This window comes from Nocardia sp. NPDC003269 (assembly GCF_042888005.1).
GTDB lineage: Bacteria > Actinomycetota > Actinomycetes > Mycobacteriales > Mycobacteriaceae > Nocardia.
The window spans coordinates 39,864-55,059 of the sequence record NZ_JBIAPA010000001.1 but is presented as its reverse complement, the minus strand read 5'-3'; the positions used below and the strand labels follow the sequence as shown (position 1 = coordinate 55,059).

Here is a 15,196-nt window from a genome sequence, read left to right as displayed (position 1 = left end):
ACGCCGGGCGCGGAGGGCCGGATTCGGGCGAAGGAGCCGACCGGTCGAGCCGTCGTGTCGGGCCGGAACCGCCCGGCCGAGGTCCGCGCGGGTGACCCGCAATAGTCCGTAGCAGGGCGGATAATCAACGAGACGGTTGCCACGGGGCGAGTTCGCTGCCGGAAGCCGCGCGCCCCGCTACCGTCGATACATGACTGGACCGGCGCCCCTAGACCTTGCTTCGATCCGACGCGCACCGAAGGCCTTGCTGCATGATCACCTCGATGGTGGTCTGCGGCCCGAGACGGTGCTAGAGCTCGCCGCCGACTGCGGCTATGACGAATTACCCGCCCATGATGCCGAGAGTCTCGGGGCGTGGTTCCGCGATGCCGCCGACAGCGGATCGCTGGAGCGCTACCTGGAGACCTTCGCCCACACCGTCGCCGTGATGCAGACCCCCGAGGGCCTGCGGCGGGTCGCCCGTGAGTGCGCGATCGACCTCGCCGCCGACGGCGTGGTCTACGCCGAGGTGCGGTTCGCGCCCGAACAGCACCTGGAGAAGGGCCTGACCCTCGACGAGGTCGTCGAGCACACCATCGCCGGCTTCCGCGAGGGCGAGGCGATCGCGGCCGAGCGGGGCGACCTCATCCGGGTGACCTGCCTGCTCACCGCGATGCGGCACGCGGCCAGGTCCCGGGAGATCGCCGAGCTCACGGTCCGCTTCCGGGATCGCGGCGTCGGCGGCTTCGACATCGCGGGCGCCGAGGCCGGCTTCCCGCCCACCCGCCACCTCGACGCCTTCGAATACCTGCGAGCCAATCACGCGCACTTCACGATTCACGCGGGTGAGGCGTTCGGGTTGCCGTCGATCCACGAGGCGCTGGCGTTCTGCGGCTGCGATCGACTCGGCCACGGCGTGCGGATCACCGACGACATCACCGTGCCCGGCAATATCGAGGACGCCCAGCTCGGCCTGGTCGCCAACTACGTGCGCGACATGCGCGTCCCGCTGGAGCTGTGTCCGTCGTCGAATGTGCAGACCGGCGCGGTGCCCTCGCTGGACAAGCATCCGTTCGACCTGCTCGCGCGGCTGCGCTTCCGGGTCACCGTCAACACCGACAACCGGCTGATGAGCGACACCACCATGAGCGCGGAGATGCTCAAGCTGGTGGACACCTTCGGCTACGGCTGGAGCGACCTGGAACGCTTCACCATCAACGCGATGAAGTCGGCGTTCATCCCGTTCCCGGACCGGCTGAAGATCATCGACGAGGTGATCAAGCCGGGCTACGCCGTGCTCATCGGCTGAAACGCGAACAGGGCGGTGCCGTCTCGGCACCGCCCTGTTCCGTCGAGCTCGTTACTGCTGCGTGAGCCGCGCTTCGAACGCGCGCTGCAGGTCGCGGAACTGCTGGGCCTCCGCGGCGAACGGCGGGTTCGGCGCCATCCGGTTGGGGTCCGGGTTCAGCAGGTAGGAGACGTACCAGCCGAGCGGATTCGACTGCGCCAGTGCCTGTTCCACGCTGTCGTCGTCTGCGTAGTCGGCGGCGTCGCTGAACAGTTCGACGGCCAGGTCGAGCTGTTCGATGTCGACGGCCTCCGGGCCCTCGGCCAGATCGTCGACCAGACCGGTGAGCACGTAGACGTTCTCGTCGGTCACCTCGACCTCGAGCGAACCGTCCACCGCCGCGGTCTGCACCTCGGCGAAGGTGGAGACCCGGGCCAGCTCGTGCTCGTGATCGTCGGCCAGGTAGCGGGCCAGCGCGCGCTCGGAACCGAACACCGTGATGGTGCGGCCGTCGCCGAGGAAGATCGGCTCGTCGTCGAGGTAGCAGCGCAGGGTGAAGTGCTCGCCGTCGGAGGTGACGATCTTGACCGGGTCGATGCCGACCTCGTGCCAGAAGGAGTCGTCCTCGTCCTCTTCGTCGTCGTCCTCGGCGTCGAGGTCGACGTTCTCGAACTCCTCGTCCTCCTCGGCGGCGTCGTCGGCGTCGACCTCGTTCTCCTCGGCCGCCAGCAGTTCGGCCTCGGCGACGGCGACCGCGGCCGCGTCGACCTCGGGCGTGCTGACGACACTGTCGATCGCGTCGAGCACGTCGTCCCAGCCCTTGACGATGGCCGCGCCGACCTGGTCCCACAGCTCCTCGCCGTCGCGGCCGACGAAGGTGTTCGCCCCGCTGGCCAGCGCGCCGAGCACCGGGTTGGACCCGAAGAACTTGGTCACCACGTCGAGCTCGCACACCTCGCCGATGTTGCGCACCATCGCCAGGGTGTCCTCGAGCTCGCCGACGACATCGACGTCCGGGTCGCCCGCGGCCAGCTCGGGCACGGCGACCAGATCGAAGCTGAAGTTCTCCTCCGGCTCCAGCTCGGCGGCCGAGAGACCGGCGATGATCGCCCAGGACGGGTGGTCGACGAGGTCGTTGTCGGAGTTGGTGCGGATGAACGCCGCCAGCTCCGCAACGGACTCGAATCCGTAGAGGTCGTCCTCGTGACCGAGGAACGCCTCCCACTCGTCGTCACCGTCGCGCCAGCGCGGTGCCCACAGGGTGACGAGATCGCCATCGGTCAGACCGAGCTCGATCGGGACGATGTCTCCAGAAGCCATGACGCGAAGCCTATCGACCTTCAGCGCCGGGCACTATCCGGCCCGGGTGCTAATTGCTCCGACCCCTGCGGGGCGGACCCGGTGAGCGATTCGTTCAGTGTCGCAATGATGTTGGAACGCGCCGCACCGGCGGTCTCGGTGGCCTGTTTGCAGGCCGTCAGGATGAGCTGCGCGGCCTCGGTGGGGGCCAGTGCGGTGATCCCCTCGTCCAGGGACAGCGCGACCAGGGCGCCGTCGCTGTTGACCTCGGCGGTGACGAGTCCGTCTTCGGTCGTGAATCGCCCGTTGACCTGCTTCAACCCGTACAGCGCCGCCTCCAGCGCCTCCAGCTTTCCGGTCACCCCGGCGACCAGGGCATCCATTTCCGCGCTCACAGTGGCCTCATCCAACTCGTCTGACCGGTGTCGGCGTCGTCGATGCGATCGAGCTCGTCGACCGCCTGGCGCCGGGTGGGCAGGTTCATCCGGTCCAGCAGGTGGTCCGGGATCTCGGCCTGCTCGCTGTAGATCTCGCGCAGGCGGGCCGCGGCGGCGATGGTCGAACGCCTGGTCAGGCGGAGGATCTCATCGGCGAGCGCCTGGGCACCGTACTGGTATTCGCTGCGTTCGAACTTGATCGCGATCGGCAGGCCCATGCTGGTCGCGCGGACCGAGATGGTGCCGGACCGGTTGGTGCTGACCGCGGACTCCACATTGGGAACCTCGGGGATCGGCGTGCCGGTCATGCGGTAGGCCTGTAGAAGCCGTAGAACTCCATGCCACTGTTCTCCGTTCGGATGGAACTGATCGAGACGGGATCGCCTGCCTCGACGAGCTGCCCGTTGCCGACGACCATGGCGACATGGCCGTCCCACACGGCCAGATCGCCCGGCATCAGGTCACCGGGGGACACCTGAGGATGTCCGATGTGCTGTTCCTGGGCGAGCCGGGGCAGGTCGACCCCCGCCTCGCCGTAGGCGTACTGGGTGAGCCCACTGCAGTCGATGCCGGAGCCCGGGCTGTTGCCGCCCCACACGTACGGGGTGCCGACGGCGCTGATCGCCGAGCGCACCGCCGTCGCGGCCTCCTCGTTGGGCGCCTCGACGGTGCTGCCGTCGGGCAGGGTGATCTTGACCCCGGTGCCGGTCGACCCGGTCGACGATCCCGACGAGGACCCGGTCGAGGTCTTGCTGCCGTTGTTCGTCGTGCCGGTGGTGGTCGACTTCGAGCTGCTCGAGGTGCTGCTCAGCGCGCTCGACAGTCCCGAGGTGACGGCGCTCAGCACCGAGCCGCCGGTGCCCGAGAGCAGGCTCGAGGCCGAGGACGCCAGGCTGGAGATGCCCGAGGACGTGCTCGCCAGTGAGGTGCTCGACGGTGCAGGGGTGAGTTCCTGGATCGCCGCGGTCTGGGTGCCCAGCTCCTCCTCGACCCGGCTGACGACGCCGAGCCCCTGACCGATGTGGTCGATCGCCGAGCTGACCACTGCGGCCAGGCCGACGGGCGTGGCCAGGGTGGGGCTCAGCGCCGACACGTCGGCGAGGAAGGAGTTGACGATGGTGTCGAGATCCTTCTGCCCGGTCTCCACGTAGGCCGCGGCCTGGTCGACGACCGTCGCCATCTCGTTGCCGGTGTCGGACAGGGTGGCCGAGGAGGTCTGCACACGCAGCGCCTTGGAGGTGGCCGCGTCGACCGCCATGCCGTCCCAGGCGGTGTTCACGTTGTTGATGCTGTTGCGGCCGAGCTCGTAGATCTGGTCGAGATTGGTCGAGGTGGAGCGCAGCCCGTCGGACGTGCCGTCGGTGCCGAGCACGCCGGTGCCGAAGCTGGACAGCAGATCGAGCAGGGGCTGGGCCAGTCCGCTGAGGTCGATCATGCGTCGGTGCCGATCTCGCCCGCCGAGCCGAGCCCGCCCGCGAAGTCGGCGTCGGTGTCGACCAGAGTGGTGGCCGCGCTCGCGGTGGCCGCGCTCATGCTCGCCATGACCGCGGAGAGCTGGCCGATCGCGGCCACGTGACCGGCGTGCGCCGCCGAGTACGCGGCGACGAAATCGCCGCCGATCAGACCCATGATCGGGCCGAGCAAGCCGGGCGCGGAGGCTACCGATCCGGCGACCGCCGTCGCCAGGTCGGTGGACATGACCCCAGCGGTCGCGCTGTAGGCGACGATGCCCTCCGCATCGGCCGACATCTTCGTCATCGAACTTCCCCCATCCTCGAGTTCCCGGGCAGAGTACGTCACTCCATTGCTTGGACGCACCGAGGCCGCATTCGGTTCCCTCGACCGCGAAAATTTCCCCAGCAGCCGTACCCGGAGCGCCTGGTGACCCTATCGTTTTTTCATGCGCACCGACACCGTCGACCACCCGCTGGCCGCGACCCTGCTGAGCACCATGCGGGACGCCCGTACCGACAACGCCGCCTTCCGCACGGCATTGCGCGACCTCACCGGCATTCTGATGTACGAGGCGCTGCGCGACGCGCCCGTCGTGCGTGCGCCGATCGACACGCCGGTGGCGGTCACCGAGGGTGTCCGGCTGGCCGCGCCGCCGCTGCTGGTTCCGGTGCTGCGCGCCGGCCTCGGCATGGTCTACGCCGCCGCCGATCTCGTGCCGCAGGCCCGGGTCGGTTTCGTCGGCATCGCCCGCGACGAGGAGACCCACCAGCCGGTGCCCTATCTGGAATCGCTGCCCGCCGACCTGACCGGCCTGCCCGTCTTCGTCCTCGACCCGATGCTCGCCACCGGCGGCTCGATGCGCCACACCCTCGAGCTGCTCGTCGCCCGCGGCGCCACCGACATCACCGCCGTCTGCGTGGTCTCCGCTCCCGAAGGCATTGCGGCCCTGGCCGACTCCGGTCTGCCGGTTCGGCTGGTCACCGCCGCCGTCGACGAGAAGCTCAACGAGAACGCCTACATCGTCCCCGGCCTCGGCGACGCGGGTGACCGCCAGTTCGGCCCCCGCTGAAATCCCGTCGCCGACCGGGCGATCTGTGTCATCCTGCCTCTATGGGGAGTGTGGACGAACCGGTCGATCCGGTGTACGCCAACGTGATGGAGTGGGTGTCCGGGTATTTCGTCAAGCTGGCCGGCGACACCGTGGGATACCGGCCGGGTGAGCAGGTGCACTGGTGCCCCGAATGGTGGCGACATACCGGTGCCGTGGTCCGGCTCGATGCCCTGTGGCAAGCCTGGGAGGACCTGCGCCGGGGCGGTGGGTTCGGTATGAGCGTGTGGTTGCTCGACCACATGGATCCCCATGTCCGCGTGCTGCTCTCGTCGTCGGGGCCGTTCCGGCACTGCTCGATCGAGCGTGGCCATCGCGCGACCGAGCCGTTGCCGGTGGCCGAGCTGCCTGCGGTGGATCGGGGAATCTTCGATGAACCGGAGATCCGCGTCACCCCGTGACGCGCAGGCGTGCGGTTACCCGGTCCTCGTGTCGAGCGAGCGGCAGTACGCTGCCAGCTCGGCGAGGCGGTCGGCGGCCGCTGCCCGCGCCCGTGGGAGGGCGGCGGCTTCCCCGACCGAGGCGAAGACCTCCAGGTAGCACTTGAGTTTGGGTTCGGTGCCCGACGGCCGGACGACGATGCGGAAGTCGTCGGCGTCGAAGATCAGGGCATCGGTGCGCATCCGGCCGCGGACCTGGGCCTGGTCGGTGAATTTCACCGGTGTTCCGGCGATCTCGCTGGGCGGGTCCGCGCGCAGGGCGGCGGCGAGCGCGCCCGCCGCGGCCTGATCCGGCAGGCGCAGCGAGACCTGGTCGCCCGCGTGCAGGCCGAATTCGACGGCGTAGGAGTCGAGTTCGTCCTGGAGGGTGCGGTGCCGGGCCTTCAGCAGGGCGACCAGGTCGGCGGCCGAGACGGCGGCGGAGATGCCGTCCTTGTCGCGGACGGTGGCCGGATCGACACAGTGGCCGATCGCCTCCTCGTAGGCGTAGACGAGTCCCTCGCCCGCCCTGGCCAGCCATTTGAAGCCGGTGAGGGTCTCGGCGTAGCGGGCCGAGCGGGCCGGGGCCAGCTTCGACAGCAGGCGCGAGGAGACGATGGTGGTCGCGACGAGGGGGTCGGCGGTGGCGGTGCGCAGCACGTAATCGGCCAGCAGGACACCGGTCTCGTCGCCGCGCAGCATGTGCCAGCCCCGCGCGCCGCGCACGCCGAGGGCACAGCGATCGGCATCGGGGTCCAGCGCGATCGCCAGGTCGGCGTCGACCCGCTCGGCCAGGGCCAGCAGCAGGTCGGCCGCGCCGGGCTCCTCGGGATTCGGGAAGGCGACGGTGGGGAAGTCGGGGTCGGGGGCGAATTGCTCGTCGACGACGTGCACATCGGTGAACCCGGCCGCAGCCAGTGCCCGCACCGCGAGCTCCCCGCCGACGCCGTGCAGCGCGGTCAGCGCGATCCGCACCGGAGCGCGCTCACCCGCGCCGCCGAGCACCTCGGGCAGCTCGGCGACCCGCGCGAGGTAGCGGTCGACCAGTTCGGCGCCGGAGGGGGAAACAGATTCCCGCGCAATGGGTTCCACGACGGCTTCGATGCACCGTTCGATCTCGGTGTCGGCGGGCGCGATCAGCTGGGAACCGCCGTCGAGGTACACCTTGTAGCCGTTGTCGGCGGGCGGATTGTGCGACGCGGTGATCTGCACCCCGGCCACCGCGCCGAGCTGCCGGACCGCGAACGCCACCACCGGCGTCGGCACCGGATCGGGCAGCAGCGTCACCGGAAAGCCCGCCGCCGTGAAGATCTCGGCGGTGGCGGTGGCGAACTCGGCCGAGCCGTGCCTGGCATCGCGCCCGACGACGACCGCGCCGCCACCGAGGCACCGTTCACGCAGCCAGGCCGCGACACCGGCGCTCGCCCGCGACACGGTGGTCACGTTCATGCCGTCGGGGCCCTCGCGCAGCGGTCCACGCAGGCCCGCGGTCCCGAAGCGCAGCATCTACACGCGCTCCAGGATCCCGCGCAGCAGCTTGCCGAGCCGGGGCGCGGCCGCCTGCCCCTCGGCGAGCACTTCCGCGTGCGAAAGATGCTGGCCGGTGACCCCGGCCGCCAGGTTGGTGACCAGCGAGATGCCGAGCACCCGCGCGCCGCGCGAGCGCGCCTCGATCGCCTCGAGCACCGTCGACATGCCGACCAGGTCGGCGCCGATCGTGGCCAGCATGCGGATCTCGGCGGGGGTCTCGTACTGCGGTCCGGTGAGCCCGGCGTAGACGCCCTCGGTCAGGCTGGGGTCGATCTCCCTGGCCAGTGTGCGCAGTTCGGGGTCCCAGGCGTCGACCAGGTCGACGAAGCGGGCGCCTTCCAGCGGCGTGCGCGCGGTGAGGTTGAGGTGGTCGGCGATGAGCACCGGCTCGCCGACCTGCAGGCCGGGCCTGATCCCGCCCGCGGCATTGGTGAGCAGCACGATCTCGGCGCCCGCCGCGATCGCCGCCGTCACCGGGTGGACCACCTGCTGCGGTGTGTAGCCCTCGTACAGGTGCTGACGGCCCATCAGCAGCAGCACGTCGTTGTCGTCGACGGTGACCGAATGCACCATGCCGCCGTGGCCCTGCGCGCTGGGTTTCCCGAAGCCGGGTAACTCGGGCATGGGGATCGAGGCCTGCGGCGCGCCGATCTCGGCGGCGGCCTCCTGCCACCCCGATCCCAGCACCACGGCCACGCGATGACGCGGCACTCCCGTACGTTCGGCGATCGCCTGAGCGGCCTGTTCGGCAAGCATGAGGTGAGTCTATGCGGCGCGGGCGCCGCGTGTTCGCGGCACCGGAGGGCCACGGGGCGGGCCGGGGGCTACCCGCAAGTAGGTAGCTGCCGAGCTGCGGTTTATCCTTCCCGTCATGCCGTATTTGGAGCGCTCCGGTGATGTGTTCGTCCTGTACCTCGGAAACGAGGGGGAGACCGACAACGAGAACCGTTTCTCGCCGGGCTGGATCGACGCCTTCCACGCCGCCCTCGACGAGGTCGAGGCGTCCGAGGGCGCTGCCGCGCTGGTCACGGTCGCGACCGGCAAGTACTACAGCAACGGTCTCGACACCGACTGGGTGTTCGGCAACCTGGACAAGATCCACGGCTACCTCGACCGCGTGCACACCCTGTACACCCGGCTGCTGACCTTCCCGATGCCCACCGTCGCCGCGATCAACGGCCACGCGTTCGGCGCGGGCGCGATGCTGGCCTCCTCGCACGACTTCCGGGTGATGCGCGGCGACCGCGGCTTCTGGTCGCTGCCCGAGGTGCACCTGGGCATGCCGTTCACCATCGGCATGAACGGCCTGCTCAAGGGCCGGTTGAGCAACCAGGTGTGCGTGCAGGCGATGACGACCGGTCATCGCTTCGCCGCCGACGAGGCGATCGCCGCAGGCATCGTCGACGCGAAGGCCGACGCCGAGCAGGTGCTGTCCGCCGCGATCGAGCGCGCCGCCGCGCTGACCAGCCTGCGCAAGCCGATCACCCCCGTCATCAAGACCGCGCTGTACGCCGAGACCCTCGCCGCGCTGGCCACCCCGGTCACCGCCGAGAACCTCCCGTTCGGGAACTGAGCCGCTCGCCGGTGCGCCGCTGACACCCCCTGATGCGAGACTGGGGGTATGGCACCCTCGCGCACCGGCGAACTCTCGGCCACCGCATCCGATGCCGCGATCACCGCGGCGGCGGATGAACTGATCGGGCTCTCGCACGCGATCCACGCCGAACCCGAGCTCGCCTTCGCCGAGACGCGCAGCGTCGCCAAGATCCTCGCGTCGCTGGCCGAGCGCGGTTTTCTCGTCACCACCGGCGTGGCGGGCCTGCCGACCGCGTTTCGCGCCGTCTACGGCAGCGGCCCGCTCACGGTCGGTATCTGCGCCGAATACGACGCCCTGCCCGAGATCGGGCACGCGTGCGGGCACAACATCATCGCCGCGTCGGCCGTCGGCGCCGCGATCGGGCTGGCCGAGGTCGCCGACGAGCTCGGCCTGACCGTCGTCGTGCTCGGCACGCCCGCCGAGGAGAGCGGCGGCGGCAAGGTGCTCATGCTGGAGGCGGGCGCCTTCGACGACATCGCGATGGCGATGATGGTCCACCCCGGCCCCGCCGACATCGTCGGCGCGCGCTCACTGGCCCTGGCCGACCTGTCGATCGTCTTCCACGGCCGCGAGGCACACGCGAGCGCCGCGCCGGAACTCGGCCGCAACGCCGGCGACGCGGTGACCCTGACCCAGGTTGCCGTCGGCTTGCTGCGCCAGCATCTACGCCCTGGCCAGCAACTGCACGGTATAGTCGCTGACGGTGGCGTAGCCCCCAACATCGTGCCCGGACGAGCGGAGTTGCTGTACTACCTCCGCGCGGCCGATTCCGCGTCACTCGACGACCTGATGCGACGAGCGAAGGCGTGTTTCGAGGCGGGCGCCCTGGCAACCGGCTGCACTCACGACATACGGACGCTCGCGCCCACCTATACCGAGCTCACCCCCGATCCGGTTCTTTCGGCTGTCTACCGCGCGCAGATCACCGGATTGGGCAGGGTGCCGATCGCGCCCGAGCTCGAGGTGCTGCGTCCGCTCGGGAGCACCGACATGGGCAACGTCACCAACGTGATCCCCGGTATCCACCCGGTGATCGGCATCGACGCCGGTGGCGCGGTGACCCATCAGCCGGACTTCGCCGCCGCCGCGGTGAACGCCTCGGCCGATCGTGCGGTACTCGACGGTGCCCGCGCACTGGCGCGTACCGCTGTCGCGATAGCGCGCGATGAAGTACACAGGGACAGGTTGTTGCAACGGCTGGTCGAACGACAGGAGGACATTCGGTGAGCATTTCCGGCTATTCGGGCACCGCGCGCGCAGGCGCCGACGCGCTATCGATGGGCGTGGGAGCCCACTCGATGATGCGTGAGAACGCGGTCTGTCCGACCATGCCGGACACCGAACGAACCGATATGCCAGGAGCGGAGATCGTCGACGCGTGGCTGGCCGAGCACACCGCCGACCTCGTGCAATGGCGGCGGCACATCCACGCCAACCCCGAATTGTCGCGCGCGGAGTTCGCCACCACCGAGTTCGTCTCGGGGTGGCTGACCAAGGCCGGGCTGAGCTGGGAAGTGCTGCCCGGCGGCACCGGCCTGACCTGTGATCTCGGGCCGACCGACACCCAGCGGATCGCCCTGCGCGCCGACATGGACGCGCTGCCGATGCAGGAGTTCACCGGCCTGAGCTTCGCCTCGACCGTGCCCGGCGTGTCGCACGCCTGCGGGCACGACGCGCACACCACGGTGCTGCTCGGCACCGCGCTCGCGCTGGCCGAGGCCGAGCACACGCTGCCGGTCGGGGTGCGGCTGGTGTTCCAGCCCGCCGAGGAAGTGATGCCGGGCGGCGCGCTCGACGCCGTCGCCGCGGGGGCGATGCGGGGTGTCGACCGGATCTTCGCGCTGCATTGCGATCCCCGGCTGGAGGTCGGCAAGGTCGGGCTGCGGACCGGGGCGATCACCTCGGCCGCCGACACCGTCGAGCTGGTGCTCGACTCACCGGGCGGGCACACCTCGCGCCCGCACCTGACCAGCGACCTGGTCTACGCGATCGGCACGGTCATCACCGGCCTGCCCGGTCTGCTGAGCCGCCGCGTCGATCCGCGCACCAGCACCGTGATGGTGTGGGGCGCGGTCAGCGCGGGCAAGGCGCCGAACGCGATCCCGCAGACCGGCATGCTCACCGGCACCGTCCGCACCGGCGACCACGCCACCTGGCTGCTGCTGGAGCCGCTGGTCCGCGAGATCGTCGACGGCCTGCTCGCCCCGACCGGGGTGCGCTACCAGCTCAACTACAAGCGCGGCGTCCCGCCGGTGGTCAACGACGCGACCTCGGCCCTGATGTTCGAGAACGCGGTCCTGGCCATGGGCCCCGACGCCCTGGCCGACACCCCGCAGTCCGGCGGCGGCGAGGACTTCTCCTGGTACCTGGAGGAGGTCCCCGGCGCGATGGCCCGCCTCGGCGTCTGGTCCGGCACCGGCGACCAGCTCGACCTGCACCAGCCCACCTTCGACATCGATGAACGCGCCCTGGCCGTAGGCGTCCGCACCTTGACGAACATCATCCTGCAGGCATAGCGAGAACATGGGTAACTCACCGGGCACGGGCTGACCCGACCCACTCCTGACCGCCGGCCGCCGACGCAACGTCAGCGGCCGGCGAGTCCGGCCAAAATACGCGGAGAGGCGGTCAAGCGCCGGGGCCTACGTTCTTGCTGTTGCGGGTGCGCAGGGCATGGACGTAATCCTCGGGGGCGCCTGCCTTTTCGGCCGCGTCGGCGATGACGCCGATGTACCGCGCCGAGGGCAGCCCGCCCTCGTAGGCGTCGAGGACGTAGAGCCACGCCAGCCGCGACTCGCCCTGGGTGCCGGTGACCCGGATCCTGATCTTCTTGTGGATGCCGAAGTCCGAGCCTTCCCAGCGGTCGAGGCGTTCCTCGTCCTCGGGGGAGACGTCGTAGAGGACGACGAACACCCGGGAGCCCGGATCTTCGACGACGGTGGCCAACGGCCCTTCCCAGCCGATGTCGTCACCGGCGAAGGTCAGGCGCCAACCTTCCAGCCACCCGGTCCCCGACATGGGCGAATGCGGGCAGCGTTCCAGCATCTGCGTCGAGTCCATGTTGGACCCGTAAGCGGCATAGATCGGCACCTGACGAACTGTAGCCAATAACAGCAGCGGAATTCCTGTCTCCCACCCAGATCGGCTGACGGTCACAGTTGTGGCGGGTCCCGACACGCCGAACATGTTCACCGATCCGACCCCGGACCGTCACAACGCACCTGAAATGATGGAGCGACAGTACGGACGGGTCCCCACAAGGGACGCGGCCGATCAGGCGAATACAGGGAGCGTGGCTGTGGCACGGATTGCGATCATCGGTGGCGGACCGGCGGGATATGAGGCAGCCCTGGTGGCCGCCCAGCACGGGGCCTCGGTGACCCTGGTCGACGCCGACGGCATCGGCGGCGCGTGCGTGCTCTGGGACTGCGTTCCGTCCAAGACCTTCATCGCCTCCACCGGTCTGCGCACCGATCTGCGCCGCGCCCGCGATCTGGGCATCACCCTCGACGCCAGCCAGGCCCAAGTGCATCTGCCCGAGGTGAACGGCCGCGTCAAGGCGCTCGCGCTGGCCCAGTCCGCCGACATCCGCGCCAAGTTGCAGGCCGCCGGGGTGCAGCTGCTGGCGGGCCGGGGCGAATTGGTCGGTCCCGCGACCGGTTTGGCGCATCGGGTCAAGGCGACGCTGGCCGACGGCAGCACCGAGGAGTTCGAGGCCGAGGTCGTGCTCATCGCCACCGGCGCCAGCCCGCGCGTGCTGCCCGGCGCCGAGCCGGACGGCGAGCGCATCCTGAACTGGCGCCAGCTCTACGACCTGCAGGAACTGCCCGAGACGCTGGTGGTGGTCGGGTCCGGTGTCACCGGCGCCGAGTTCGTCTCCGCCTACACCGAGATGGGTGTGCGGGTGAAGCTGGTCTCCAGCCGCGACCGCGTGCTGCCCGGCGAGGACGCCGACGCGGCGCTGGTGCTCGAGGAAGCGCTGGCCGAGCGCGGAGTGGAGCTGGTCAAGCACGCCCGCGCCGACGCGGTGGAACGCACCGCCGACGGCATCGTGGTGAAGCTGTCCGACGGCCGTACCGTGACGGGTTCGCACGCGCTGATGACCGTCGGCTCGACGCCGAACACCGACAGCCTCGGCCTCGACCGGGTCGGCATCGAACTCGATCGCGGCGGATACCTTCGCGTCGACCGGGTTTCGCGTACCTCGGTGCCCGGCGTCTACGCCGCGGGCGACTGCACCGGCCTGCTCCCGCTGGCCTCGGTGGCCGCCATGCAGGGCCGCATCGCGATGTATCACGCGCTGGGCGAGGGCGTGAGCCCGATCCGCCTGAAGACGGTGGCCTCGGCGGTGTTCACCCGGCCGGAGATCGCGACCGTCGGGGTCAGCCAGACCGCGATCGACAACGGCGAGGTGCCCGCGCGCACGGTGATGCTGCCGCTGAACACCAATCCGCGCGCGAAGATGTCGGGGCTGCGGCGTGGTTTCGTCAAGATCTTCTGCCGTCCGGCGACCGGCGTGGTGATCGGCGGCGTGGTCGTCGCGCCGATCGCCTCGGAGCTGATCCTGCCGATCGCGCTGGCGGTGCAGAACAACCTCACCGTCACCGATCTCGCGCAGACGTTCTCGGTGTATCCGTCGCTCACCGGCTCGGTCACCGAAGCCGGGCGTTTGCTGATGCGCCACGACGACCTGGACTGAGCGACGCGCCGAAAAATGTGAGTCGGATCACTGATCGGCGAGGTTTCGAATTGTCTTGTTCGACAACGGTGGTCGTGGATTCCCGATGGTGATCCCGGAGGGCGTTTCCGCAGGCGGAGCGGCGGCGGTGTGAAACTTACTGCTGCGTTGCCTGTCCCGCGCTCATGTGGTTGACTCACGGCCGAGGCGCGATCAGATTGTGGTCGCGCGGTGGAGCTGTGGGGGACTCCCTCCGGGAAAGGGATTAGCGAAAAGTGAAGCATCGTAAGCCGAGTCGGGCGCAGCGAGCGATGGCCAGCACGTCGTTGCCCCTGGCCGCTGCGGCCGCCGTGGCAACCATTCTCGCGGCTCCGGCCGGCGCGGTCCCCAGCGACCAGCCGACCACTCCCGCGACTCCGGCGCCTGCGCAGCCGGGCACCCAGCAGCCCTCGGAGGAGGCGCCGGAGACCGGCGGCCCCGAGCAGACGCAGCCGGAGACGCCGGAGAACGTGAAGCCGGGCGAGAACAAGCCCGGACAGACCAAGCCGACCCCGGCCCAGCCGGGCGTCACCAGCCCCGCGCCGGGTCAGCCGGGTCAGGCCACGCCTGCCACCCCGACCCCGAGCCAGCCGGGTGTCACCAGCCCGCGTGTCGCGCCGCTGCCGGTGCCGGGTCAGACCGGCCAGGGCAGCCAGGCGCAGCCGGCCGTCCAGCCGGAGCGCGCTGGCACCACCCCGCAGCAGGAGACCACTCCCGGCCAGCAGGGCACCACCCCGGGTCAGCCGGGTACCACGCCCGGTCAGCAGTCGCAGGGTCAGCCCGCGCAGCCGTCGCAGACCCAGCCGAGCGTGCCGTCCGATCAGGGCACTGCCACCGAGGGCGAGGGTTCCGACCAGCTCGTGCAGACGCCCACCTGGACGGCGCCGCACTTCACCGACGCTCCGGCCGCGCCGGTCGTCGAGATGGAGGGCCCGCACCAGGAGGTCGGTGTCTCCATCGACGGCGGCGGCGTGCTGCCCGGTGTGGTCAACACCCACCACTACAACAACGCCTCCGGCTACGTCGGCACCGTCGGCTACCGCACGCCGACCGGTTTCGGTGACGCGGGCGTCTCGGTCGAGTACGTCGGCGAGAACTCGGTGAAGGTCACCACCTACAACGGTGGCGACGGCCGGGCCGACAACACCACCGTGACCGTCCTCGACACCACCCAGGCCAACCTGGCCAAGGCGGCGGTCGAGAACTGGATCAAGGCGCAGCCGGGTGGCGCCGCCGCGATGGAAGCGGCCGCGAAGGCTACACTTCCGGTGCCGGGGGAGCTGCTTCAGACGGTGAACGTCGCAGGTGTCACCACCCAGTGGGGTGGCTCGCTCCAGTACTGACACGCAGTACGTCGTGTGGGGCGG

Annotated in this window: 16 protein-coding genes; 8 read left to right on the top strand and 8 right to left on the bottom strand. The window is 70.2% G+C overall.

Annotated features, from left to right (window positions below; genetic code table 11):
• Nucleotides 1-190 precede the first annotated feature (190 nt).
• Entirely contained in the window at nt 191-1,288 is a 1,098-nt protein-coding gene (locus ACFYWJ_RS00250; protein ID WP_355271626.1) for an adenosine deaminase, read from the top strand.
• Between the two features lie 51 nt (nt 1,289-1,339).
• Here the strand turns inward: ACFYWJ_RS00250 and ACFYWJ_RS00245 are convergent, their stop codons facing one another.
• The 5 genes from ACFYWJ_RS00245 to ACFYWJ_RS00225 are packed head-to-tail and all read right to left on the bottom strand — an operon-like array spanning nt 1,340 to nt 4,761.
• On the bottom strand, nt 1,340-2,587 hold the full coding sequence (locus ACFYWJ_RS00245) for a primosomal protein (RefSeq protein ID WP_355271627.1): 1,248 nt from the start codon (nt 2,585-2,587) through the stop codon (nt 1,340-1,342).
• A gap of 20 nt (nt 2,588-2,607) precedes the next feature.
• A complete protein-coding gene (locus tag ACFYWJ_RS00240) occupies nt 2,608-2,949 on the bottom strand; it encodes a YbaB/EbfC family nucleoid-associated protein (RefSeq protein WP_355271629.1) in 342 nt (113 codons plus the stop codon).
• 8 nt (nt 2,950-2,957) lie between these two features.
• Nucleotides 2,958-3,311, bottom strand: a complete 354-nt coding sequence (locus tag ACFYWJ_RS00235) for a hypothetical protein (protein ID WP_218717692.1) — start codon at nt 3,309-3,311, stop codon at nt 2,958-2,960.
• The gene (locus tag ACFYWJ_RS00230) at nt 3,308-4,438 is read right to left on the bottom strand and encodes a C40 family peptidase (RefSeq protein ID WP_355271631.1); all 1,131 of its coding nucleotides are present in this window, start codon (nt 4,436-4,438) and stop codon (nt 3,308-3,310) included. Before ACFYWJ_RS00230 ends, ACFYWJ_RS00235 begins: the two co-directional genes overlap by 4 nt.
• The gene (locus ACFYWJ_RS00225; protein ID WP_355271633.1) at nt 4,435-4,761 is read right to left on the bottom strand and encodes a type VII secretion target; all 327 of its coding nucleotides are present in this window, start codon (nt 4,759-4,761) and stop codon (nt 4,435-4,437) included. Before ACFYWJ_RS00225 ends, ACFYWJ_RS00230 begins: the two co-directional genes overlap by 4 nt.
• A 142-nt stretch (nt 4,762-4,903) precedes the next feature.
• Here ACFYWJ_RS00225 and upp point away from each other — a divergent pair, with 142 nt between their 5' ends.
• The gene (gene upp / locus ACFYWJ_RS00220) at nt 4,904-5,527 is read left to right on the top strand and encodes a uracil phosphoribosyltransferase (protein WP_355271635.1); all 624 of its coding nucleotides are present in this window, start codon (nt 4,904-4,906) and stop codon (nt 5,525-5,527) included.
• Between the two features lie 41 nt (nt 5,528-5,568).
• Entirely contained in the window at nt 5,569-5,967 is a 399-nt protein-coding gene (locus ACFYWJ_RS00215; RefSeq protein WP_355271637.1) for a DUF4913 domain-containing protein, read from the top strand.
• A 15-nt stretch (nt 5,968-5,982) separates the two neighbouring features.
• Here ACFYWJ_RS00215 and ACFYWJ_RS00210 read toward each other — a convergent pair whose 3' ends face one another.
• On the bottom strand, nt 5,983-7,491 hold the full coding sequence (locus ACFYWJ_RS00210) for a phospho-sugar mutase (protein WP_355271639.1): 1,509 nt from the start codon (nt 7,489-7,491) through the stop codon (nt 5,983-5,985).
• On the bottom strand, nt 7,492-8,271 hold the full coding sequence (locus ACFYWJ_RS00205; protein WP_355271641.1) for a purine-nucleoside phosphorylase: 780 nt from the start codon (nt 8,269-8,271) through the stop codon (nt 7,492-7,494). It lies immediately after the preceding gene.
• 115 nt (nt 8,272-8,386) lie between these two features.
• Here ACFYWJ_RS00205 and ACFYWJ_RS00200 point away from each other — a divergent pair, with 115 nt between their 5' ends.
• The 3 genes from ACFYWJ_RS00200 to ACFYWJ_RS00190 all read left to right on the top strand — a co-directional run bounded on the left by ACFYWJ_RS00200 (nt 8,387) and on the right by ACFYWJ_RS00190 (nt 11,628).
• The gene (locus tag ACFYWJ_RS00200; RefSeq protein WP_355271643.1) at nt 8,387-9,088 is read left to right on the top strand and encodes an enoyl-CoA hydratase-related protein; all 702 of its coding nucleotides are present in this window, start codon (nt 8,387-8,389) and stop codon (nt 9,086-9,088) included.
• Between the two features lie 48 nt (nt 9,089-9,136).
• Nucleotides 9,137-10,339 (top strand): M20 family metallopeptidase, encoded by a 1,203-nt coding sequence (locus ACFYWJ_RS00195; RefSeq protein WP_355271644.1) that lies wholly within the window; start codon nt 9,137-9,139, stop codon nt 10,337-10,339.
• Between the two features lie 125 nt (nt 10,340-10,464).
• Nucleotides 10,465-11,628 (top strand): M20 family metallopeptidase, encoded by a 1,164-nt coding sequence (locus ACFYWJ_RS00190; protein ID WP_355271743.1) that lies wholly within the window; start codon nt 10,465-10,467, stop codon nt 11,626-11,628.
• Between the two features lie 112 nt (nt 11,629-11,740).
• On the opposite strand, the gene ACFYWJ_RS00185 is transcribed toward ACFYWJ_RS00190, so the two are convergent.
• A complete protein-coding gene (locus ACFYWJ_RS00185) occupies nt 11,741-12,202 on the bottom strand; it encodes a gamma-glutamylcyclotransferase (RefSeq protein WP_218717701.1) in 462 nt (153 codons plus the stop codon).
• 208 nt (nt 12,203-12,410) lie between these two features.
• Here ACFYWJ_RS00185 and ACFYWJ_RS00180 point away from each other — a divergent pair, with 208 nt between their 5' ends.
• A complete protein-coding gene (locus ACFYWJ_RS00180; protein WP_355271646.1) occupies nt 12,411-13,811 on the top strand; it encodes an NAD(P)H-quinone dehydrogenase in 1,401 nt (466 codons plus the stop codon).
• Between the two features lie 290 nt (nt 13,812-14,101).
• Nucleotides 14,102-15,172 carry a hypothetical protein gene (locus ACFYWJ_RS00175; protein ID WP_355271647.1) on the top strand — a complete coding sequence of 357 codons (1,071 nt, stop codon included), beginning with the start codon at nt 14,102-14,104 and terminating at the stop codon, nt 15,170-15,172.
• The last annotated feature ends 24 nt before the right edge of the window (nt 15,173-15,196 follow it).